Origin of the sequence: Stenotrophomonas sp. SAM-B (assembly GCF_013387485.1) — a bacterium.
In the GTDB taxonomy this organism is placed as follows: domain Bacteria; phylum Pseudomonadota; class Gammaproteobacteria; order Xanthomonadales; family Xanthomonadaceae; genus Stenotrophomonas; species Stenotrophomonas maltophilia_AA.
Genome location: NZ_JABBXB010000001.1, coordinates 924,026 through 944,477, shown reverse-complemented (window position 1 = coordinate 944,477; position 20,452 = coordinate 924,026). Strand labels below are relative to the sequence as shown.

22 protein-coding genes and 1 tRNA gene are annotated in these 20,452 nt (G+C 65.8%); 8 read left to right on the top strand and 15 right to left on the bottom strand.

Features of this window, described 5'->3' with window-relative positions; translation table 11 throughout:
* The first annotated feature begins 128 nt into the window (after nt 1-128).
* The 3 genes from HH110_RS04085 to HH110_RS04075 all read left to right on the top strand — a co-directional run bounded on the left by HH110_RS04085 (nt 129) and on the right by HH110_RS04075 (nt 2,212).
* Nucleotides 129-893, top strand: a complete 765-nt coding sequence (locus HH110_RS04085) for a CPBP family intramembrane glutamic endopeptidase (protein ID WP_176988435.1) — start codon at nt 129-131, stop codon at nt 891-893.
* A 124-nt stretch (nt 894-1,017) separates the two neighbouring features.
* Complete coding sequence (locus HH110_RS04080; RefSeq protein ID WP_176988434.1) at nt 1,018-1,416, top strand: response regulator; 399 nt, start codon at nt 1,018-1,020, stop codon at nt 1,414-1,416.
* A gap of 130 nt (nt 1,417-1,546) precedes the next feature.
* Nucleotides 1,547-2,212 carry a DUF3011 domain-containing protein gene (locus HH110_RS04075; RefSeq protein ID WP_176988433.1) on the top strand — a complete coding sequence of 222 codons (666 nt, stop codon included), beginning with the start codon at nt 1,547-1,549 and terminating at the stop codon, nt 2,210-2,212.
* A gap of 21 nt (nt 2,213-2,233) precedes the next feature.
* Here HH110_RS04075 and HH110_RS04070 read toward each other — a convergent pair whose 3' ends face one another.
* Nucleotides 2,234-2,914, bottom strand: a complete 681-nt coding sequence (locus tag HH110_RS04070) for a lysozyme inhibitor LprI family protein (protein ID WP_176988432.1) — start codon at nt 2,912-2,914, stop codon at nt 2,234-2,236.
* A gap of 128 nt (nt 2,915-3,042) precedes the next feature.
* Here HH110_RS04070 and HH110_RS04065 point away from each other — a divergent pair, with 128 nt between their 5' ends.
* From HH110_RS04065 to HH110_RS04055, 3 genes are all read left to right on the top strand, one after another.
* The gene (locus HH110_RS04065) at nt 3,043-4,002 is read left to right on the top strand and encodes a hypothetical protein (protein ID WP_176988431.1); all 960 of its coding nucleotides are present in this window, start codon (nt 3,043-3,045) and stop codon (nt 4,000-4,002) included.
* A gap of 263 nt (nt 4,003-4,265) precedes the next feature.
* Complete coding sequence (locus HH110_RS04060) at nt 4,266-4,727, top strand: hypothetical protein (protein WP_176988430.1); 462 nt, start codon at nt 4,266-4,268, stop codon at nt 4,725-4,727.
* Nucleotides 4,728-4,889: 162 nt separating this feature from the next.
* On the top strand, nt 4,890-5,054 hold the full coding sequence (locus HH110_RS04055; RefSeq protein WP_176988429.1) for a hypothetical protein: 165 nt from the start codon (nt 4,890-4,892) through the stop codon (nt 5,052-5,054).
* A gap of 209 nt (nt 5,055-5,263) precedes the next feature.
* Here HH110_RS04055 and HH110_RS04050 read toward each other — a convergent pair whose 3' ends face one another.
* Nucleotides 5,264-5,734, bottom strand: a complete 471-nt coding sequence (locus HH110_RS04050; RefSeq protein WP_176988428.1) for a PA2169 family four-helix-bundle protein — start codon at nt 5,732-5,734, stop codon at nt 5,264-5,266.
* Nucleotides 5,735-5,933: 199 nt separating this feature from the next.
* Here HH110_RS04050 and HH110_RS04045 point away from each other — a divergent pair, with 199 nt between their 5' ends.
* Together HH110_RS04045 and HH110_RS04040 are read left to right on the top strand one after the other, a co-directional pair.
* Nucleotides 5,934-7,409 carry a S41 family peptidase gene (locus tag HH110_RS04045; RefSeq protein WP_176988427.1) on the top strand — a complete coding sequence of 492 codons (1,476 nt, stop codon included), beginning with the start codon at nt 5,934-5,936 and terminating at the stop codon, nt 7,407-7,409.
* Nucleotides 7,410-7,507: 98 nt separating this feature from the next.
* Entirely contained in the window at nt 7,508-7,882 is a 375-nt protein-coding gene (locus tag HH110_RS04040; protein WP_176988426.1) for a DUF6713 family protein, read from the top strand.
* A gap of 561 nt (nt 7,883-8,443) precedes the next feature.
* Here HH110_RS04040 and HH110_RS04035 read toward each other — a convergent pair.
* The 13 genes from HH110_RS04035 to HH110_RS03975 form a co-directional block, all read right to left on the bottom strand.
* Nucleotides 8,444-9,220 (bottom strand): hypothetical protein, encoded by a 777-nt coding sequence (locus tag HH110_RS04035; RefSeq protein ID WP_176988425.1) that lies wholly within the window; start codon nt 9,218-9,220, stop codon nt 8,444-8,446.
* A gap of 732 nt (nt 9,221-9,952) precedes the next feature.
* Nucleotides 9,953-10,028, bottom strand: a tRNA-Lys gene (locus tag HH110_RS04030).
* Between the two features lie 72 nt (nt 10,029-10,100).
* Nucleotides 10,101-10,766 carry a 7-cyano-7-deazaguanine synthase QueC gene (gene queC / locus HH110_RS04025; protein WP_176988424.1) on the bottom strand — a complete coding sequence of 222 codons (666 nt, stop codon included), beginning with the start codon at nt 10,764-10,766 and terminating at the stop codon, nt 10,101-10,103.
* A gap of 75 nt (nt 10,767-10,841) precedes the next feature.
* Entirely contained in the window at nt 10,842-11,540 is a 699-nt protein-coding gene (gene queE / locus HH110_RS04020; protein ID WP_176988423.1) for a 7-carboxy-7-deazaguanine synthase QueE, read from the bottom strand.
* Nucleotides 11,541-11,672: 132 nt separating this feature from the next.
* Nucleotides 11,673-12,473, bottom strand: a complete 801-nt coding sequence (gene ybgF, locus HH110_RS04015; protein ID WP_176988422.1) for a tol-pal system protein YbgF — start codon at nt 12,471-12,473, stop codon at nt 11,673-11,675.
* Between the two features lie 3 nt (nt 12,474-12,476).
* A complete protein-coding gene (gene pal, locus HH110_RS04010) occupies nt 12,477-12,992 on the bottom strand; it encodes a peptidoglycan-associated lipoprotein Pal (RefSeq protein WP_176988421.1) in 516 nt (171 codons plus the stop codon).
* A 64-nt stretch (nt 12,993-13,056) separates the two neighbouring features.
* On the bottom strand, nt 13,057-14,376 hold the full coding sequence (gene tolB / locus HH110_RS04005) for a Tol-Pal system beta propeller repeat protein TolB (protein WP_176988420.1): 1,320 nt from the start codon (nt 14,374-14,376) through the stop codon (nt 13,057-13,059).
* Nucleotides 14,377-14,521: 145 nt separating this feature from the next.
* Nucleotides 14,522-15,580 carry a cell envelope integrity protein TolA gene (tolA, locus tag HH110_RS04000; protein ID WP_176988419.1) on the bottom strand — a complete coding sequence of 353 codons (1,059 nt, stop codon included), beginning with the start codon at nt 15,578-15,580 and terminating at the stop codon, nt 14,522-14,524.
* On the bottom strand, nt 15,570-15,998 hold the full coding sequence (gene tolR / locus HH110_RS03995) for a protein TolR (RefSeq protein ID WP_121039140.1): 429 nt from the start codon (nt 15,996-15,998) through the stop codon (nt 15,570-15,572). The genes tolA and tolR overlap by 11 nt, the downstream gene beginning before the upstream one ends.
* Before the next feature lie 23 nt (nt 15,999-16,021).
* Nucleotides 16,022-16,801, bottom strand: coding sequence for a protein TolQ (gene tolQ / locus HH110_RS03990; protein ID WP_121039143.1), 780 nt, complete (start codon nt 16,799-16,801; stop codon nt 16,022-16,024).
* Nucleotides 16,802-16,811: 10 nt separating this feature from the next.
* Entirely contained in the window at nt 16,812-17,255 is a 444-nt protein-coding gene (ybgC, locus tag HH110_RS03985; protein ID WP_176988418.1) for a tol-pal system-associated acyl-CoA thioesterase, read from the bottom strand.
* A complete protein-coding gene (gene ruvB, locus HH110_RS03980) occupies nt 17,245-18,285 on the bottom strand; it encodes a Holliday junction branch migration DNA helicase RuvB (protein ID WP_121039149.1) in 1,041 nt (346 codons plus the stop codon). The genes ybgC and ruvB overlap by 11 nt, the downstream gene beginning before the upstream one ends.
* A 249-nt stretch (nt 18,286-18,534) precedes the next feature.
* Nucleotides 18,535-20,385 (bottom strand): potassium transporter Kup, encoded by a 1,851-nt coding sequence (locus HH110_RS03975; protein WP_176988500.1) that lies wholly within the window; start codon nt 20,383-20,385, stop codon nt 18,535-18,537.
* Nucleotides 20,386-20,452: the final 67 nt, after the last annotated feature.

The window sequence follows — 20,452 nt, the reverse complement described above, 5'->3', positions numbered from 1 at the left end:
GCACTCTAGCCGGTCATACCTGACCGTGGTGCAACGCGGCCATGACCGATGGCCCCCCGACCTATGCCCCATGCTGCTGGCGAGGGAATCACGAACAATCCACGCCGTCCCTGGATATGGAGCGTCCCATGCCGACCCTTCGCCTGCCGACCTGGCTGGCCGCCTGCGTGGTGGTGCTGACCTTGGCCGTGTCGATCAATCTGCGCGACCTCGCCGCGTGGCTGGGCACGCCGATTCCGAAGCTGCCGATCCCCTATGGCGGCGCCATCCTCGACAACGGCCTGGGCGTGCTGCTGGTGCTGGCCGTCGCTGCGCTGCTGCTGCGCCCCGGGCAACGCCTGCACGCACTGCTCGGGTTGCGCTGGAATGGCTGGCAGGGGCCGGGCCTGGCGCTGCTGGCCACGCTGCCCTGCTGGCTCGGCCTGTGGTGGCTGGGCGGGGTGAATCCCACCCAGGATGTCCTCGCACTGCTGATGCTCGGCGTGCTGTTCCCGTTCGCCGAGGAAATCATCTTCCGTGGCTTCGGCTTCATCTTCGCCCATCGCCAGCAGCGCTGGCCGTGGCTGGCCGCCGCGCTGGTGCAGGCGGTGATCTTCGGTGCGATCCACTGGTGGTCGTTCGGCGGCGGCGGGGGCATGGCGCTGCAGGTGTTCGCCATCACCGGCATCGGCGGGCTGGTATTCGCCTGGCTCAACACCCTGGACGACTACACGCTGTGGAGCGGGCTGGCCCTGCATGTCTCGCTCAACCTGGCCTGGAACGTATTCGTGATCAGCGAGGCCACTGCGGTCGGCTGGCCGGCGACGGTGCTGCGCCTGTCGGCAGCGGGGTTGGCGGTCGGGCTGGTGTGGGCCTGGCACCGCCCGCGCCGGCGTCCGGCGGCCGTTGCCTGAGCGCCACGGGCGGTACGACGCCAGCGTCGATTCACCCGGCAGTGGGCCGCCGTCGACGGTCTCCTCACCGGCGGCCCGCGATACTTGCGCGCCCCTCTCCGGGGGTAAGCAGGAACCACGCTCCATGTTGTTGTCCAAGCACCATCCCGAACCGCGCGTGCTGTTGATCGAAGACACCGAAGACACCCGCGAACTGAGCCGCATGGCGCTGGAAAGCCAGGCCTGCGAAGTCGTTGCGGTCAGTTCCGCCGAAGCCGCGCTCGGCCTGCTGCAGGCCGGCGAGCGCTTCGACCTGGTGTTCACCGATGTCTGCCTGGGCGAAGTGAGCGGCATCGAGGCGGCGCATCGGGTCAAGCAGGAACAGCCCGGGCTGCCGGTGCTGGTCACCTCGGGCCTGGAGCCCTCCGTCGTGGTGCCGCAGCTCGGCCCGGGCATGCATTTCCTGCCCAAGCCCTACACCATGAGCGAACTGCTCGACGCGATCCGTGCCTGTTTCCAGCACCCGTTGGCGGCCTGCGCCTGAGGGGACCCGCCTGCGGGGCGACCTTCATCCGGATTTCATGTGCGCGTGCCCATCGTCGGTGCCAGGGAACGGGGGTTTCCCGCTCCCCATACGATGCGACGCGCTCCTTTTCCCTTCCGGAATCGACGACATGCTCTTCCGTATGCTGCTGGCCACGCCCCTGCTGTTGATGCTGCCGTTGGAAGACGCGCGCGCGGACGACTTCGTCACCTGCGAGAGCCGCGACAACCGTTATCAGTCCTGCACCCTGCCCCGCGCGGGCTACGTCACCCTGGACCGCAAACTGTCCGGTGCGGACTGCCGCCAGGGCCGTACCTGGGACTACGACCGCCGCGAGGTCTGGGTCGACGATGGCTGCCGCGCCTCGTTCCGGGTGCATGGCGGCAGCGATCGCGATGACCGCCATGACGATGACAACCACGACGCCAAGGTCGCCGCCGGCGTGTTGATCGGCGCGGCGATTCTCGGCGCGTTGGCCCACAACGCCAACAAGGATGACGCGCGCTACGACGACGAAAACTACCAGGGCGCCCGCCACACGTCCTATGTGCCCGACTGGATGGTCGGCGAGTTCGAGGGCTACAACCCGACCTTCAACGCCGACATCCGCATGCGCATCGACAGCGACGGCCGCATGAGCGCACAGACGCGTGGGCAGTCGTTGAACGGCTGGGTCAATGGCGGCCAGCTCAACGTCGGCAGCAGCGTGTTCGACATCAGCCAGAGCCGCGACGGCTTCGTCACCACCGAAGTGGGCGACCGGCAGAACGAGGTGCGCTACCGCCGCGTGCGCTGAGCAACGCGGCGGCGCCTGCCCTTACCTGGCGACCTGGCACTGCAGCGTGGTGCCGTAGAACTCCAGCGTGGTCTGGTCGTTGTGGGTCCGCAGGTCCACGCCTTCGCGTCCCCAGCGACCGCCGTTGTTTTCCTCGCGGGTGACCGGCACCGGGAACACGATGGCCTGGTCATTGCCCCAGCTGATCACGGCCGCAGTGGGATCGATGTCGTTGTAGAACACCGCGGTCACCGGCTTGCTGTTGTCATCGCAAAGGTACTCGACCTTGGCCGGCACCTGGATGCCGCCGCCGTTGATGGTCAGCTCGACCAGACGCGTCTGGTAGGACTCCACCAGGCAACGGTGCGGATCCACCGCACGCGAACAGGCATCGCGGCCTTTGATCCAGCCACGCTGCTCGGCCGCGATGTCCAGCTCATCCGGGCTGGTCTGCACGCGCTTGTAGAGCGCGGCCAGCTGGCGGTCCAGCGCCGCCAGGCGTGCGTCGCCACACACCTGCTGCTCGGCCTCGGACTGCGCCTTGGCACAATCGAACGACGGCGGCTGCAGGGTCGGGCTGGCGGGTGCGGTGGGCGCGCTGGCAGCGGCGGCCGACGTGGCCGGCGCGGCAGGCTCTGCCGGCGTCGCGGTATCGGACGGCGCCGGCTTGGAACAGGCCGCGAGCGCAAGCGCCCCCACACCCAGCAGGACGAAACGGTTCATGGCACCTCCAACAACAATCAACGAATGACTGGCTATTGTGCCCCCGTAACCGGTTCTGCGGTGTGCACAGGCAGACCGCTCACGGCCCACGCCTGCATCTCTGTTCACCGTCATTCGAGGACAACCGAATGCCGGGCACCCACAGGATGCCCGGGCAACGCATGTTGCGCACCGGGTTGCCGCCCTGCCCCGAGTCACCTACGCTCCATGCCCGAATCGATCCAAGGACCATGCCCCGGATGAGTGGCAGCCCGTTTTCTTCTCTCACGCGACGACTGGCATGGCCGGCGCGTGCGTCTGCACAGACACCGCTGGGCGCGGCCCTCCTCGTGATGTTGCTGGTCGCCTCACCCGCACGTGCCGATGACATACCGCCGCAGTTCATGGCGCAGTACGAAGCCACGCGCGACTACCTGCAACTGCTGCAGCAAGCCGACGCCGACAACGCACCGGAGCAGCTCGACAGCCCACGCGCCATGCAGCTGCTGGCGGCGGTGACCAACAAGACCGACGTCCTGGCGCCGGACTACGCGACGGCGGACCTGGGTCTGCTGACCAACGCGTGCCAGTACGGCGTAACGCTGTCCACCCGGTTGATGCAGTTCGGCATGGGTGCGATGCCAGCAGCCGTGCTCCTCCATTCCGGCGAGCAGGCCCGCCAAGGCAACCGCAACGCCGAGCGCTTCCAGGCACAGCTGGGCCTGCTGCTGCCGTACCTGCTGCAGTGCGGTGCACGGATGCAGCCACTGGTGGATACGTGGCTGACCGTTGCAACGCCCGAAGAGCTCGCCGGTCTGGGACCGGGCGGCACCGACACCCTTCGCCGCAATGCGCAACGCCAGTATCTGGAGATGCTGGAGGTGATGCGTGCCCAGCCGGCGGGCAGCACGCTGAAGCGGACCCTGGTCCGCGCGCTGGCGGAAACGGCGGCGCCTTACGCGCAGATGCTGCAGCTTGAGCAACGGCAGCCAGTGCGTGACGCGTTGAAGGACGCGCTGGAACAGGTGGACCCAAGCGACGTTCCGCGCCTGCAGCAGGCCATTGCCGGGTTCAGCAGCGACCGTTGCGGCACACTCTGCCGATCCTGATACGGCCAGCGGCGATCAGACACCGCCTCTCGGTCAACGACGTGCGCTGACATACGTTCCCGACCGCACACCGTGCACTCATCGCGGCAACGTAGCGGCCTGTCGATCAGCGTCACCTCCGCACGCTGGATCCGGCCCACGCTGGTGGTATACGAAAATGTGGATTTCACACCCGAAGACGACGGCATTCCCTGATGAACATCGACGATGTTCTGCGGAATCATCCAAGTCGCCAGCCTTGGACATTAAAAACGGGAACGCACATGAAATCCGCACTTGTCACTTTACTGATCGCCCTGCTCTCTTCAACAGGGACATCATCGACGGCGTCGGCCGCCGGATCGTCGCCCCACCTGTCTACAGTCGTTGTCTCGACGCGGACATACGCCAGTGAGGACGCACACGCCGCGGAGCTACTCGACTGGATTGCGACGGTCTCTCCGGACCACGCTCCCATGGGGCGGGGAACGGTCACCACCGAGAGAATGCAACTGTTCGCTGATGGGCTGTCTAACACCCTCTCCAGCACGCCCCAGCCGCCCGGCAGGCTCCCGGAGAGAGGCATCCCGGGAGAGGAGTACAAGGTCGAAAACACGCTTCCCGATGGCACGTTCCAGTCCTGGACCTACAGGTGGGTTCAGCCTCGCACGGGTCACGGAGGCGGATGGAGCCTGACGGGATATGAGTACAGGAAGGGAGAGCATTTCCAGACACGTCCAAGGTAGAGCCCTGATGTAGACCCGGAACGCCCTCAGCAACTGCCTCCGTGTGGTGTTCCATTTCGACATGAGACGACCCTGACCCGATGCTCATCCCAGTGCGACCCCCGCGTAACAGCGCCAGGTCCACGCTGGGGTTGCGACATCACGTCGCCTTGGAGTCACACCATGTCCAACATGCAGAACAACGAAAACAACGTCAAGAATGCCGCTGCAGCGCAGAAAGGCCCGCAATCCGAACAGGATCGCAAGGACGCGCAGGCCAAGCAGCAGAAGCAGGAACAGGACACCAAGAACGCCCCTGACGCAGGCAGCAAGCCGCAGCAGAAGTAATCCCTCTGCCGCATGGTGGGGCTGCGCATCCGCGCAGCCCTCACATGTGGGCGGCGACCGGGCGCACTCGGCGCCATCCCGCACCCTTCAACATCTCGCGTCCTTCAATCTCTCGCATCCTTCACTACGAAGCTCATTCGCGACGCGGTTGATTCGCGACGCTGCGCATGCGCGTGCTTCCTTGAAGGTGTGGGTGACGGTGTGGGTGACTATGCATCCCGGCCCCGCAGGTCATCTACCTCTTGGCGCATGTCGTCCCAACCGAGCCGCGTCTCCAGCAGCATGCCGTTGAGCGTTCGTCGCGCATGTGCCGTCAGTGCGCCATCGCGCGCGGCCACTTCGAGTGCCCTCACCAGACGCGCTTCAGCTGCCTGGCTCTCGCTGGCGTACTGGATGCCCGCATCCCCGAGTACGGTACCCAACCTGCCGAAGCCGCCACGGAGGCTGCCAGCCAAGGTACCGCGGCGTGCGGGATGGCCACCGGCGTCGCGCACCAGCCGCGTGACCCCATCGATGACCTGCATTTTCGCTGCGGCCATCCGCATCATCAGCGCGTTCAACTGCGGATCCTGCGTCCCGTCGTCGGCGACGGCTCTGGCGTAGATGTCGTGGCCATCGCGCGCGATGCCGATGATCTGGTTGAGTTCGCGTATCGCGTGGCCGGATTGGACGGTACTCATCACACCGCTCCGTGGGATCGGGGACCCACTGTGGCCGGGTATGACCTGATCGTGCGCCCGTCGTGGGGACGGTGGCGTGATGCGACACCGGGACTTCCGGGGAACACGCGCATTGGCTACGATCGACCCGAGTCGATCGCACACACGATCCCGTCACCCTTGCCCCGTGCGGCACTGCGCCGGGTCGCAAGGAGGCTGTATGGCAGGGATGAGTGGCACTGTATTCATGCTCGCGATGCTGGGCGTCGCCGCGCCGGAGGCATCCATTGCCGCGCCGGCATTCGATCGCAGCGCCTGGCAGGCCGACCATGTGGCGCTCAAGCGCGCCTTGGAGCAGGACTACGCGCATCTGGCATGGGCCGCCTCGCCACAAAGCGGTGTGGATCTTCCCGCACTGGATGTCGCGGCGAGGCGTGCGCTGGCTGAAGCAGGTACGGATACGCAGGCGCGCCAAGCCCTGCGCACTTTCCTGGCCGGGTTCCAGGATGGTCACCTCAGCCTGCTCGACCCGCTTGAACAAGCGTCCGACACGGCCTCGCCCACTGCGGTGGAGCCGCGCACGCTGGGCGCGAGCGCAGGGTGTGCCGCGCTCGGCGTGGCCGATGAAGGCCGGCACGATTTCAGCCTGCCGCTGGAAACGCTGGCCGGCTACCATCCACTCAACGAGGACGCCGATCCTGTGCTGCGGGCCGGCATTCTCTCGCTGCCGGATGGGCACACGATCGGGCTGCTGCGCCTGCATGAGTTCGACGCCCTGCGCTATCCGGGTCTCTGCCACGCACTGTGGCCGCAACTGCGGCATGCGGACTCCACCGACGACATGCGCGGCACCCTGGCCCGGGGCTGGGTCGCGGTGATCGCTGCAAGCCTGCGGCGTTTCCAACAGGACGGCGTGGACGCCGTGCTGGTGGATGTCGGCGACAACCCGGGGGGCGACGACAGTGGCGATACGCTGGCGCGGCTGTTCACCCCGCAGCCGGTTGCCTCGGCCGTGCTCCAGGTCAGCCAGTCCCCGGCCGGCAAGCCCTATCTGGACGAACAATACGAGCGGCTCGACGACGCACTGCGCAATCACCGCCCCAACGCCGCAGCGCGCAGGCTGCTCACTACAGAGCGGCGGGCATTCCAGGCGTCGCGGCAGGCTGCGACACTGCCGGCCTGCGATCTGTCCTGGGCCTGGCAGGTGCAGCACGACTGGAACGGCCCAACATGCCGGCGCCTCGTGCCTGCAGGTACCTCCGGCGGCCCGTTGCCGAACCCGGCCGTGGACACCCTCGATGACTTCCTCATCGCGCACCGCCTCGATTGGTCACAGGATGTACGCGAGCACTGGAGCGCCTGGAAAGGCCCGGTATATGTACTCACCAATGCGAAGACGGCGTCCTCCGCCGAGATGTTCGCAGCGCGGATGCAGGACAACCACATCGCCCGCATCGTCGGGACACACAGCGGAGGGTACGGCTGCGGCTTCATGAGTGCGCAGGCGATGCCTGAACTACCCCATTCGCATCTGCGCCTGCGCGTTCCGAACTGCGTGCGCCTGCGCGCCGATGGCAGTGACGAGGTGGCCGGCATCCGTCCGGACCTGCCGGTCGCGCCGCGTCGTGGCGAAGGCGCACGGGCCCGTGCGCAGCGCCTGGTCGATACGCTCATCGCCGACAGCGCGCTGCATTGAGCCCGGACCGCGGCGAAGCGGGCGCATAGGCAGGCACACGATGAGCGCCGCTACACTGTGCACGCTGCAGATTCGCGGCCTTCGGCAACGCCTGTCCCATGGAAAGAAGCTACTTCGCCACCCTGCTTGCCTTGATCCTCCACCAGATCGACGCCGCCTTCTGGCGTGAGTGGGAGATGTTCCTGCTGCCCGGTGGCGTGCAGGGCTTCCTGGTCTTCAACCTGCTGGCCGTCGGCCTGGTGCTGCTCGGCTACCGCCACGTGCTGCTGCAGACCAGCAGGGCGCGTGGCTTTGCGATGGTCTGCGCGGGGCTGGGCATCGCGACGTTCCTCATTCACCTCGGCTTCGCCGTATTCGGCCACCGCGCCTTCCACCTGCCGTTGTCGATGACGGTAATCGCGACCTGCCTGGTCTCGGCGGTGTGCCTGTTGCGCTCGCTGCGCACCGTTGCGCGGATGCCCACGCGCACCTGACCGACGCTTGGGAGGCCCTGCGCCGGTGTCGGGCACAGGTGTGGAACCGGCCAGGCCGTCCGACCTGCCGGCGTGCAAATGCCGAGCGCGCAGCAGCACACCAAACAGGGACAGCACCGTCGCAAAGACGACGGCGGTCTGCAGGACATCCATCACCAGTGCCATTGCAGTGCTCCGGATCGACCGCCGGGACGCACGCGTTCTCCGGGAGGCGGCATGTCGTGCTCAAGGTCGGGAGGTACATGGTGCGCGCCCGGGCGATGGACGGGCATCGGTCCTTGCCCTGCTGCGCCTCGGTGAAAGGCGCAATTCGCTGTGATGCAACTCGGGAGCGCCCTTCCCGGCCGCGGCCAATGGCAGCCCGAGCTGTCAGTTCGACTTGCCGACCCGAGTGTCTTCCGCCCGCCGCATGCTGGCGTACTACCGCAGCAGCAAGCTCACGGTAGGGATCAGGGCACAAAGCAGGTTCCCAGGGCAATTACATTCCGAATGCGTATGATTTCTTCCGCATGCGGAACAGGTACGGATATTTTTCAACGCGTGAGGCATCCATGGCTGCAGCTAGTCGTCGGAGTTATGAATGCCGCTCCTGAGTTCCTGGCAACGCTTAGCCAAAATCCTGCCTCCGTCACTATCTGAAGTGATGGAGCCGTCATGCAGCAGAGGAAAAACCTCGCGTCTTACCAAGTACGCAGTTCCTGAGGAGTTCCGCGTCGCCTCGTCCGCGCCGTCCATCAACGGGGCGCCGGGCAAGGCGGATTCCGGAATTGATCCGATTACCTCAAGCTGTGCACATAACCCAGCGTAGTAGGCAGTGTACTCATCTCCGCCCCGCTGGTCATTCGCCAGGATGCCAAGCGCGTGAAAAGACTCATGCGCGACCAAATCCACCAAATTACCGTCGTATCTATTGCGCATGCTGAAGTCAGCTATCGCTAATGTTACGTGAATTGAGTTGATCACGAGGCTACGCCTCTTTACGTATATCGAGTGCCCTTCCGGGACGACAATGATGGAATACTTGGCGCTGCGCCCTGGAAACCAATGCTCTGCCTCTCTGGCTGCAGAGCTGACGTTAAGGCATGTACTTTCAAGGTCGGAGATGGAAGCGCCGTAGTGTTCGACCCTAATGTCATGCGACACAGATCTGCATTTCGTGATGACCGGCTTTTTTGATACAGCAATCGCACCGGGAACATACGTTTCGTTTTCCAGATAGATCCAACCGCCAAATTTCCAAGATGTGAGGGCTGTAAAGCCGGCCGATGACACCTGTGGAGGCACGCCTCGAGGTTGTGAACCGCAGGCTGAAAGCAGAGGGAAAAGCGAAGACAACACGAGCGTTCGCCATTGCATACCGAGGCCTAATAGTTTTCTACCAAGATCAATTAGTACCAGGCACTTCGCGATTGATAAGCTCCACCGCTAGCACCGGTAACGAGATGCGGGGGTAACTGATCGTGGATCATATCCAGCGTCGCCGATGTAAGATAAAGCCGGCATTCTTGTCAGAATATACCCACTCTTCAAACACTGGAGCTGAGTCCATCAGGGGGGCGCAGCTTACCTTCGCGAATTCTCCGTCGCTGCATTCCATCTCTTGTCACTGTCTTCCAGGCCTGTCTGCTCAGACGTTTAATCTAATGAAAAAAGTCACGCCTCATAGCTTGAGAAGAGCCTGGTGCGAAATTCGCCGTGCCGTTTTCCTGGGCCTTCAGTAGCGTGCTGTAGGAAGACCGGCGGACACGCAGGTAGTCGCCCTTGCGCAATCGAGCGGACTTTGCGGCCAGCGCGGTAGACACCTTCCGTTCCGGCCACAAGAGGCCTCGCACTGCGTCATGGATCACAAAAACGCGCGCGCCAACGGTCAGCGAACTCGTCGTGCTCGAGCGTCACCGTGGGATCGAGGCGCAGCGCGCGAGCAACCCGCCGGCACGCCGGCCATGCGCCCGCGCGGGTCGCCACGGCCACGCGGAAGTCCTTCGCCACCCTGACGCGCACCAGCCCAGCGACAGGTTTTCAGGAGGCAACAAAAAAGGCGCCCATCGGGCGCCTAAGTTGTTGATGCAGTGGTGGGCCGTGATGGATTCGAACCATCGACCAAAAGATTAAAAGTCTTCTGCTCTACCAACTGAGCTAACGGCCCATTGCATCCCCGACGTGACGCCGGGGGTGCGCATTCTAACGCATCTTGGCGCTCATGCGTACCCGTCCGGCATCACGCGTAGTGGGTCGGGTCCGGCACGCCGGCCTCCGTGAAACCCTGCGCACGCAGGCGGCAGGCGTCGCAGTGACCACAGGCGCGGCCCTGGTCGTCGGCGTTGTAGCAGGACACGGTCAAGCCGAAATCCACGCCCAGGCGGACGCCTTCACGCACGATGTCGGCCTTGCTCAGGAACTGCAGCGGGGCGTGGACCTGGATGCCGGCGCCTTCCACGCCCGCCTTGGTGGCCAGGTTGGCCAGCGCCTGGAACGCCTGGATGAATTCGGGGCGGCAATCCGGGTAACCGGAGTAATCCACCGCATTGACGCCGCAGAAGATGTCATTGGCGCCCAGCACTTCGGCCCAGCCCAGCGCGACGGACAACATGATGGTGTTGCGCGCCGGCACGTAGGTGACCGGGATGCCCTCGCCGCCCGCTTCGGGGACGTCGATGTCGTCGGTCAGCGCGGAGCCGCCGATGCTGCGGAGATCGATGTTGACGGTCTTGTGGGCGACCACGCCCAGCGCGCTGGCGACCGCGGCGGCGGCATCGAGCTCGGAGGTGTGGCGCTGGCCGTAGCGCACGCTCAGGGCGTGCACGGCGAAGCCCTGTTCGCGGGCCATGGCGACGACGGCGGCGGAGTCCATGCCGCCGGACAGGAGGACGACTGCTTTTTTCATGGGGTGTTTCCGGTGGTTTGCGGGGGACCAGCACGCTGTCCCGCGCCGGGTACATCAGGGTACGTCGAGACGGAGTTACCTTCCGGGCTCGTCGTCCCAAAGCAGCTTGTGCAGCTGCATCTGGAAGCGGACCGGCAGGCGGTCGGCGACGATCCAGTCGGCCAGTTCGCGCGGGCTGACCTCGCTCTTGCTCGGCGAGAACAGCACCATGCTGCGCTCGTTGAGCCGGTGCTCGCGGACCATGCCGCGGGCCCATTCGTAATCCTCACGGCTGCACAGGACGAACTTGATCTGGTCGCGCCTGGTCAGCAGCGGCAGGTTCTCCAGGCGGTTGCGGGCCATTTCGCCCGAGCCGGGCGTCTTCAGGTCGACCACCCGCGAGACGCGCGGATCCACGCCGCTGACATCCAGCGCACCGGAGGTCTCCAGCGAGACGTCCAGGCCGGCGTCGCAGAGCTTCTCCAGCAGCACCAGGCAGCGCTTCTGCGCCAGCGGCTCGCCACCGGTCACGCAGACGTGGTGGACGCCCTGGGCCAGCACTTCTTCCACGATCGCGTCGATGTCCCACCAGGTGCCGCCATGGAAGGCGTAGGCGGTATCGCAATAAGTGCAGCGCAGCGGGCAGCCGGTCAGGCGCACGAACACGGTCGGCCAGCCGGCGGTATCGGCTTCGCCCTGCAGGGACAGGAAGATCTCGGTGATCTTCAGTCGCGGCAGCGGGGACTGCACGATCTCACTGGGGAGAGCGGCGGCAGCGGACAGGGTCGTGGTCATGGCGGTGATTCTTGGGGGACGGCTTCGGAAACGACAACAGCCGGGCATGGCCCGGCACGGAGGACCGGGCAGCGCCCGGTTGGCGATCAGACATTATACCGGGCCCGGCCGCTCCAGCGGCCCGGGGCGGGTTCAGCGGATCTGCTGACCCAGCCGGATCGACTGCAGACGGTCCTGCGCGGTGCGCGCGGCGTCGGAGCCGGGATACGTGGACACGACCTGTTCGAGGGTCGCCTGGGCCTGGTCGACCTTGCCTTCGCCATACTGCGAGAGGCCGATCTTGAGCAGGCCACCGGACGCCTTGTCATGGGTCGGGTAGCGCGAGAGGAGGTCGCGGAACTGCGCCTCAGCCTGCGGGAAATTGCGGGTGGCGTAATAGCTTTCGCCCAACCAGTACAACGCGTTGGGGGTATAGACGCCGTTGGGATACAGCTCGAGGAAGCTCATGAACAGCTGCGCCGAGTCGTCGTACTTGCCGGCCTTGAGCGAATCGAAGGCCACATTGTAGGCCGTGCGCTCGTCGCCACTGGCAGCCAGGCTGCCGGCATCGCCGTGCACGGAGGGCGGCCGCTCGGAAGCGGCCGTTGCCGGTTTCGGGGAAGCAGCGGGTGCGGCTGCGGCCGGGGCGGCGGGAAGCACGGGGGCCCCACCTTCCAGGCGGTTCAGGCGACTGTCCAGGTCCAGATACTGGTCCTTGCCGGTCTGCTTGAGCTGCTCGTTGTCGTGCTGCAGCTGCTCGACCTGCGACTGCAGGGCCTGCAACTGGGTACGCAGCTGATTCAGCTGATTGAGCATGTCCATGTTGGACTGGTTGTTGTTCGCCTGCTGCTCAAGCGCGCCGACGCGGTCGGCCAGACTCTGGCGCTGCGCATTGGCCGGTGCGGCAGCCACGAGGGCTGCCGCAACGATCATCGATAGAAATCGAAAGCGCATCTATTACTGAGCCGTGTACACGATCTCGACGCGACGGTTCTGCGACCAGCAGGACTCGCCCGACTCGGTGCAGACCGGACGCTCTTCACCGTAGGACACGACGGTCAGCTGCGAAGCCGAGCCACCGTTGGCCTGCAGTGCCGAGGACACGCCGTTGCCACGACGCTCGCCCAGGGCCTGGTTGTAAGCGCGCGAACCGCGCTCATCGGTGTGGCCCTGCAGGGTCATGCGCGAGGACGGACGGTCACGCAGGTACTTGGCGTGGCACGCCATGATGGCCTGGAACTCCGGCTTCACTTCTTCCTTGTCCAGGTCGAAGTACACCACGCGCTGGCGCAGGCAGGAATCGGTATCCAGATCACCCGGACCGTACAGGCCCGAGGTCGACGGGCCGGTCGGAGCGGTGGTGCTGCCGGTATCAACCGGGGCAGCCGGCACTTCCTTGACCTTCTTGGAACAACCGGCCAGGGCGGCCACGGACAACAGGGAGACAAGCAGAACGCGGGTGGTCTTGTTCATGGCGATACCTTTGAGGCTCCTAAAGCCGGATGAGGGATGAATACGGCGAAATCTTAACACTCTGTTAGCGCTTTGTACGGTATGGCGACCAAGAAGGCTCACGAACATCACCGTCAGCCAGAACCAGCCGCTGGCGCACGCGCGCATCGGCCGATACGGCGTACAACACTCCACGACCACCCTCACGGGCGGCGTACAACACCATGCTCGCGTTGGGCGCAAAGCTCGGCGATTCATCCAGCGACCCTGGCGACAGCGTGTTCCAGCGGGCCGAGCCCGTGCTGCTGTCCATCATCGCGATCTTGTAGGTGTTGCCGCTGCCCTGGGCGACCACCAGCTTCTTGCCGTCGTAGGACAGGCTCGGGGTGGCGTTGTAGTTGCCCTGGAAGGTCACGCGCGAGGCGCTGCCGCCGCTGGAGGCCACCTGGTAGATCTGCGGGCGGCCGCCACGGTCGGAGGTGAAGTAGACGCTGCTGCCGTCCGGGCTCCAGGTCGGCTCGGTATCGATGGCGAAGTGGTTGGTCAGCTGGGTCAGCTGCTTGCTGCCCAGGTCCATCACGTAGATCTCCGGGTTGCCACTGCGCGACAGCGACAGGGCCAGGCGACGGCCGTCCGGGGAGAACGACGGGGCGCTGTTGATGCCGCGGAAGCTGGTGACCAGCTCACGGGCGCCGCTGGAGATGTTCTGGATGTAGATCGCCGAGTTGCCGCGCTCGAAGCTCACGTAGGCCAGCTTGTTGCCGTCCGGGCTCCAGCTGGGCGAGAGCAGCGGCTCGGCCGAGCGCACGATGGTCTGCGGATTGAAGCCGTCCGAATCGGCCACCATCAGCGCATAGCGCATGGCATCGCCCTTGCCGCTGGCGGTGACATAGGCGATGCGGGTCCAGAAGGCGCCGCGCACCCCGGTGATCTTTTCGTAGATGGCATCGGCCATCTGGTGGGCGACATCGCGCATGGCGTTGCCACGGGCGGTCATCGCCAGGCCGAGCAGGCGCTCGCCCTTGGGCACGTCGTACAGCTCGTACTCGACGCGATAGGCACCGGCGCCGGCGTCCATGACGCGGCCGACCACGATGTAGTTCTGCTTCAGCGCCCGCCAGGTAGCGAACTGGATCTCGCTGCCGCGGGTCGGCTTTTCGACGATCTGCGCTTCAGGCAGGTTGCGGAACTGGCCCGAACGGTCCAGATCGGCGCGCACGACCGCGGCGACATCGGTCTGGGGCGCACCTGCCGAACCCTGGTAGGGCATCGGGACGACCGTGATCGGGGTGGCGGAGGCGTTGCCGCCGATGATGTCGATATCCAGCCCCTTCTGCTGCGCCATGGCAGCAAAGGGCAACAACAGGGCCGCAACAACGGCAAACCAGCGAGGCATCTTTTTCATGGAGCGCTCAATAGGGGAGAAACCAGAACGAGGGATAACAGGACGGCGGTGAACAGTTTCGCAATCATGAACCAAGGCCGTGTGAATTCCGAGTCACCGGGCGCACAAATCTCACGAGCCGTTAACGACAGGGTCCCGCCCGGGATCAATCCTGGGCGGTGAAGGTGAAATTGATCGTGCGCGCGAACACCGACTCGAAACCGCGGTACGGCAACGGCTGGGCGTTCAGCACGGCGGCCTCGATCGAGCGGCGGCCGGCCTCGTCGAACGGGCAGTTGCCGCTGACCTTGGCCTGGATGACCTGCCCGCCGGGGATCTGGGTGATCGAGACCTGGCAGCGCTGGCCCAACGGGACCGAATCCGGACGGGTCCACTGGGCGGAGACCTTCTGCTGGATCGCGGCGGCGTACTTGGCGCTGAGGTCGTCGCTGGTGCCCCCTGCCCCGGCCGCCGGCTTGGCCGCACCGGTGGCACCGGCGGTCGAGGCCGAGGCATTGGCGGCCCGCGCGGCGGTGACCTGGCGCAGCTTCTGCTCGGCCAGCTTGGCTTCGTTCTCGGCCTGGGCCCGCTTGCGGCGGATCTCGGCCAGCTTCTTGTCGCGCTCGGCGTCGGCCTTGGCGTCGTTGGCCTTCTGTTCCTGCTCGGCCAGCTTTTTCTTTTCCGCCTCTTCCTGCTGCTTGGCCAGGCGCAGCTTCTGCTCGGCCTGTTCCTGACGCTTGCGCTCGGTCAGGTCGATCTGTTCCTGGCGGCGCTTGGCTTCCTGCTCCTGCTTGGCCTTTTCAGCCGAGATCGCCAGCGCGTTGACCGCTTCCTGGTCGACCGTGTCGGGCTGGGCGATGCGTTCCTGCGCCTGCGACTGCTGCGGGGTGGGCGCGTCCTGCGGGCGCGGCTCGGGCAACGGCTGCGGCGGCGGCACGGTGTCTTCCGGAATCGGCTCGGGCTCAGCGACCGGCTCGGGCAGGTCCGGCAGCGATTCGGAGGCACGCAGGGCCTGGCGCGCGGCCGAGGCTTCGGACGCGGACAGCTGCAGGCTGGCTTCGATGGCCGGATCGCCGGCGGCCGCTTCGGTGGTGCGCTGCGGCGACCACAACCAGGCGGCGATGAAGATCAGTGCCAGCAGCAGATGGACGCCGAGCGCCAGCGCGATCGGCAGGCCCCACTCCTCATCCCGTGCGCGCTGCGGTGGCAGGGCTTCAGTGTGCATCGGTCGCCAGGCCCACCTTTTCCACGTTGGCGCGCTTGATCACGTCCATGGCCGCGACCACCTTTTCATAGGCCACGGCCCGGTCGGCGGCGACGATCACGCGCAGGTTCTTGTCCTGCGAAGAAAGCGCGGACAGCTGGGCCTGCAGGCGGGCCGCATCCATCGGCTCCGGGTCCTTGGCTTCGGGCAGCTTCAGGCTGAGCTGGCCATCCAGGCGGACGGACACGACGACGGGATCCTGCTTGCTCTCCAGCGCCTTGGCCTGGGAGGTCGGCAGATCCACTTCAAAGCTCAGCGTGAGCAGCGGCGCGGTCACCATGAAGATGATGAGCAGCACCAGCATGACGTCGATATACGGCACGACGTTGATTTCGGATTTGAGCTTTCGGCGCTTGCGGCGGCCAATGGCTGCGGTCATGGCAGGACTCCTGTGCTGGGCGCTTACTCGTCGCCCGCGGTCTGGCGCTGCAGGATCGAGCTGAACTCTTCTGCGAAGGTTTCAAAGCGCACCGACATGCGCTCCACGCGGGTGGTGAAGCGGTTGTAGGCCCACACGGCCGGGATCGCCACGAACAGGCCGATCGCGGTGGCGAACAGGGCTTCGGAGATGCCCGGGGCAACCGAGGCGATGCCGGCCTGCTCACCGCTGTTGATCATGTCGTGCATGGTCACCATGATGCCGAACACGGTACCGACCAGGCCCACGTACGGGGCGGTCGAGCCGATGTTGGCCAGCAGCTCCAGGCTGCGCTCCATCTGGTCCACTTCACGCGTATAGGTGGTGCGCATGGCGCGCTGGGCGCCCTCGAGCTGGGCCCGGCCATCCAGGCGACGCTTGTCGCGCAGGCGGGTGAACTCGCGGAAACCGGCTTCGAAGATCGCTTCCAGGCCGCCGACCTTGCGGTTGCGGTCGGTCGCCGAGCTGTACAGCTTGCCCAGGTCCGCGCCGGACCAGAAGCGGCTTTCGAACTCGTCGGCCTCACGGTTGGCGGCGTTGAACACGCGCGCCTTGCGGAAGATGATCACCCAGCTGATGAACGAGCCGGCCAACAGCAGCAGCACGATGATCTTCACCGGGATGCTGGCCTTGATCATCAGGTCCAGGTAATTGATGCCACCGCCATGCGCGGCTTGGGCGACAGTCTGTGCCGCGGCGCTGGTGACTTCCTGCGGCAGCGCTTCGGTCACCGTGGCCTGCAGGGCCAGGAGCATTGCGATCATCCGTTGTTCCTCAGTGTGCGGATTCTGGAAATTCGAGGTGTTTCAGCGCGGCATGCAGTGCATCGTCCATGCCACGCGGTTTGAAGGTGGTTGCATCGAGCGCGGCGATCTTCACCTGCGCGGTCAGCAGTGTCTGGTCGCCCCGGCACACTGCCTGGGCGAACACCATGCTGGCGCGCTTGCACTGCACCAGCGTGGCGGTGACATCCAGCGCGTCATCCAGGCGCGCCGGCTTGAGGAAATCCATGGTCATGCTGCGCACCGCGAACACCAGGCCGTGGTCGCAGCGCATGCGCTCCTGACCATACCCCAGTGCACGCATCCATTCCGTGCGCGCCCGTTCCATGAAGGCCACGTAGCGGGCGTGGTATACGACCCCGCCAGCGTCGGTATCTTCCCAGTAAATGCGTGTCGGCCAACTGAATCGCGGCTCAACCCGGGGATCAACCGACATCCGGGACCTCCGCGAACAGGTCGGCCGGCGGGTTTTTCGGCTTCAGGCCCATGTGCCGGTAGGCCTTGTGCGTGCACATGCGGCCCCGCGCGGTCCGGATCAGGAAACCCTGCTGGATCAGGTACGGCTCGACCACGTCTTCCAGCGTGCCGCGTTCTTCGGACAGGGCGGCGGCCAGCGATTCGATGCCGACCGGGCCACCGTCGAAGTAATCGACCATGGTCCGCAGCAGGCGCCGATCCAGCTCGTCGAAGCCTTCCGGGTCCACCTTGAGCATCTGCATCGCGGCCTGGGCGACGTCCTGGTCGATGTGGCCGGCGGCCTTCACCTGGGCGAAGTCGCGCACGCGGCGCAGCAGGCGGTTGGCGATACGCGGGGTGCCGCGCGAACGCCGTGCGATCTCGGCCGCGCCTTCGGCGGTGCAGTCGATGTTGAGGATGCTGGCCGAGCGCCGGACGATCTTCGTCAGCTCTTCGGGCGTATAGAACTCCAGCCGGTGCACGATGCCGAAGCGGTCGCGCAGCGGCGCGGTCAGCAGGCCTGCACGGGTGGTCGCGCCGATCAGGGTGAACGGCGGCAGATCGATCTTGATCGAGCGGGCCGCGGGGCCCTCGCCGATCATGATGTCGATCTGGAAATCTTCCATCGCCGGGTACAGCACTTCTTCCACGACCGGCGAGAGGCGGTGGATCTCATCGATGAACAGCACGTCGTGCGGCTGCAGATTGGTCAGCAGCGCGGCCAGGTCACCGGCTTTTTCGATCACCGGGCCGGAGGTGACGCGCAGCGCGACCCCCAGCTCGTTGGCGATCACATGGCTCAGGGTGGTCTTGCCCAGGCCCGGCGGCCCGAAGATCAGCACGTGATCGAGCGCGTCGCCACGGGCCTTGGTCGCCTCGATGTAGATCGACAGCTGCTCGCGCACCGGCGCCTGGCCCAGGTAATCGGCCATGCGCTTGGGGCGGATGCTGGCGTCGGTGCCCTCGTCTTCGCGGGTGGCACCGGCGGCAATGATGCGGTCGTCGGTCATTCGGCAATTATGCGGCAAAAGCGGCGCGATCCGCGTCCGGTAGTGCCGGCCGCTGGCCGGCGCCGCGCGATGCAGATGTCATGAGGAGCCGGCCAGCGGCCGGCACTACCGGGATCGCATCGGAGGAAGAGCCCCCTTGTTGTTCAAGGGGGCGCGCCAAAGGCGCGGGGATAAGGGGGAATGCCGCCGGGGCCTACGGTTTGCATCGCAAACCGTGGGGTAGCGGCCGACCGTTGGTAGGCCGTCCGGTCAGATCTCCACCTGCGCCCCGAGCTCGACCAGCCGGTTACCCGGAATCCGGAAGAATCCGGTCGCCGGGGCCGCGTTCCGGTGCATCAGCGCGAACAGCTTGTCGCGCCAGATCGGCATGCCGCGGTTGGCGGTGGCCACGATGGTCTCGCGGCTGGCGAAGAACGTGGTGTCCATCGGGTCGAAATAGATCCCGCCGTGGTCGCACGAGCGCATCAGCGCCAGCGGCACGTCCGGGGTCTCCATGAAGCCGAAGCGCACGTAGATCCGGTAGAACTCATCGCCCACCGACTCGATCTTCAGGCGCTGGCCCGAGGGCGCGTACGGCACCGGCAGCGTCACCACATGCAGGAACACGTTGCGCTCGTGCAGCACCTTGTTGTGCTTGAGGTTGTGCATCAGCGCATGCGGCGCCACCGAGGGGTCGGCGGTCAGGAACACGGCGGTGCCCGGCACCCGTACCGGCGGGGCCAGCATCAGGCCCGGCAGGAAGGTGTCGATGCGGATGCCGTCCTTGCGGATCTCATCGCGCAGCAGCTCGCGCCCACGCCGCCAGGTGCGCATCATGGTGAACAGCACGATGCCCAGCACCACCGGGAACCACGCGCCCTGCAGCAGCTTGGCGCCGTTGGCGATCACGAAGCCCAGGTCGATGACGAAGAACACCACGCACAGCGGGATGATCCAGTTGCGGGCCTTGGGCCACAGCGCACGGGCGACCAGCGCCAGCAGCAGGGTATCGATCAGCATGGTCGCCGAGACCGAGATGCCGTAGGCCACCGCCAGGTTGGAGGAGCTGCGGAAGGCCAGCACCAGCCCGATCACCATCACCGCAATGCCCCAGTTGATGCCCGGGATGTAGATCTGCCCGATGGTGTCGTGCGAGGTATGGGTGATGCGCATGCGCGGGATGTAACCCAGCTGCATGGCCTGGCGCGAGACCGAGAACGCACCGGTGATGACCGACTGCGAGGCGATCACCGCGGCCATCGTGGCGAGGATGATCATCGGGTACAGCGCCCAGTCCGGCACCGCTTCGAAGAACGGGTTCTTGACCGCCGCGGGGTTGTTGAGCACCAGCGCGCCCTGCCCCAGGTAGTTCAGCACCAGGCACGGCAGCACGAAGAAGTACCAGGCATGGCGGATCGGCTTGGCGCCGAAATGGCCCATGTCCGCATACAGCGCCTCGCCACCGGTAACGGCCAGCACCACCGCGCCGAGGATGAAGATGCCGTGCCAGCCGTGCTCCATGAAGAAGCGCAGTGCCCACATCGGGTTGAAGGCCTTGAGCACTTCCGGGGCGTCGACGATGTTCCAGATGCCGATCGCGGCCAGCGAAATGAACCAGATCGAGGTGATCGGCCCGAACAGCTTGCCGATCTTGGCCGTGCCGAAGCGCTGCACGGCAAACACCGCCAGCAGCACCACCACGGTGATCGGCACGATGAACGCATGCAGCCCGGGGGCCGCGACCTCCAGGCCTTCGACCGCCCCCAGCACGGAGATCGCCGGGGTGATCACGCCGTCGCCGAAGAACAGCGAGGCGCCGAAGATGCCGAGGATGCCGACCACATAGGCCGAGCGCGACCCGTTGCGCAGGGTGCGCTGGGTCAGCGCCATCAGCGCCATGATGCCGCCCTCGCCGTCGTTGTCGGCGCGCATGATGATGGTGACGTACTTGAGCGTCACCACGATGTTCAGCGCCCAGAACGCCAGCGACAGCACGCCCAGCACGGTGTCATGGTCGCTGTTGAGGCCGTAATGCGGAGAAAAGGCTTCTTTCAGCGTGTACAGCGGGCTGGTGCCGATATCGCCGAACACCACGCCGATGGCGCCGATCATCAGCGCCATGCCGCCGGCCGCCGGCGCGTGGCCGTGCGGGGCCTGGCCGTCGCTGTGCTGGGGGGAAGTGGTGGAC

Coding starts and splice junctions, on each gene's coding strand:
- HH110_RS04040 (WP_176988426.1), top strand. CDS start 7,508: ATGGAAAGAAGCTACTTCGCCACCCTGCTTGCCTTGATCCTCCACCAG.
- tolR (WP_121039140.1), bottom strand. CDS start 15,998: ATGACCGCAGCCATTGGCCGCCGCAAGCGCCGAAAGCTCAAATCCGAA.
- HH110_RS04045 (WP_176988427.1), top strand. CDS start 5,934: ATGGCAGGGATGAGTGGCACTGTATTCATGCTCGCGATGCTGGGCGTC.
- ybgC (WP_176988418.1), bottom strand. CDS start 17,255: ATGTCGGTTGATCCCCGGGTTGAGCCGCGATTCAGTTGGCCGACACGC.
- HH110_RS04050 (WP_176988428.1), bottom strand. CDS start 5,734: ATGAGTACCGTCCAATCCGGCCACGCGATACGCGAACTCAACCAGATC.
- HH110_RS04065 (WP_176988431.1), top strand. CDS start 3,043: ATGCCGGGCACCCACAGGATGCCCGGGCAACGCATGTTGCGCACCGGG.
- ybgF (WP_176988422.1), bottom strand. CDS start 12,473: ATGCGCTTTCGATTTCTATCGATGATCGTTGCGGCAGCCCTCGTGGCT.
- pal (WP_176988421.1), bottom strand. CDS start 12,992: ATGAACAAGACCACCCGCGTTCTGCTTGTCTCCCTGTTGTCCGTGGCC.
- HH110_RS04075 (WP_176988433.1), top strand. CDS start 1,547: ATGCTCTTCCGTATGCTGCTGGCCACGCCCCTGCTGTTGATGCTGCCG.
- queE (WP_176988423.1), bottom strand. CDS start 11,540: ATGACCACGACCCTGTCCGCTGCCGCCGCTCTCCCCAGTGAGATCGTG.
- tolQ (WP_121039143.1), bottom strand. CDS start 16,801: ATGATCGCAATGCTCCTGGCCCTGCAGGCCACGGTGACCGAAGCGCTG.
- ruvB (WP_121039149.1), bottom strand. CDS start 18,285: ATGACCGACGACCGCATCATTGCCGCCGGTGCCACCCGCGAAGACGAG.
- tolB (WP_176988420.1), bottom strand. CDS start 14,376: ATGAAAAAGATGCCTCGCTGGTTTGCCGTTGTTGCGGCCCTGTTGTTG.
- queC (WP_176988424.1), bottom strand. CDS start 10,766: ATGAAAAAAGCAGTCGTCCTCCTGTCCGGCGGCATGGACTCCGCCGCC.
- HH110_RS04060 (WP_176988430.1), top strand. CDS start 4,266: ATGAAATCCGCACTTGTCACTTTACTGATCGCCCTGCTCTCTTCAACA.
- HH110_RS04070 (WP_176988432.1), bottom strand. CDS start 2,914: ATGAACCGTTTCGTCCTGCTGGGTGTGGGGGCGCTTGCGCTCGCGGCC.
- HH110_RS04080 (WP_176988434.1), top strand. CDS start 1,018: ATGTTGTTGTCCAAGCACCATCCCGAACCGCGCGTGCTGTTGATCGAA.
- HH110_RS04085 (WP_176988435.1), top strand. CDS start 129: ATGCCGACCCTTCGCCTGCCGACCTGGCTGGCCGCCTGCGTGGTGGTG.
- HH110_RS04055 (WP_176988429.1), top strand. CDS start 4,890: ATGTCCAACATGCAGAACAACGAAAACAACGTCAAGAATGCCGCTGCA.
- HH110_RS03975 (WP_176988500.1), bottom strand. CDS start 20,385: ATGGCGCTGATGATCGGCGCCATCGGCGTGGTGTTCGGCGATATCGGC.
- tolA (WP_176988419.1), bottom strand. CDS start 15,580: ATGCACACTGAAGCCCTGCCACCGCAGCGCGCACGGGATGAGGAGTGG.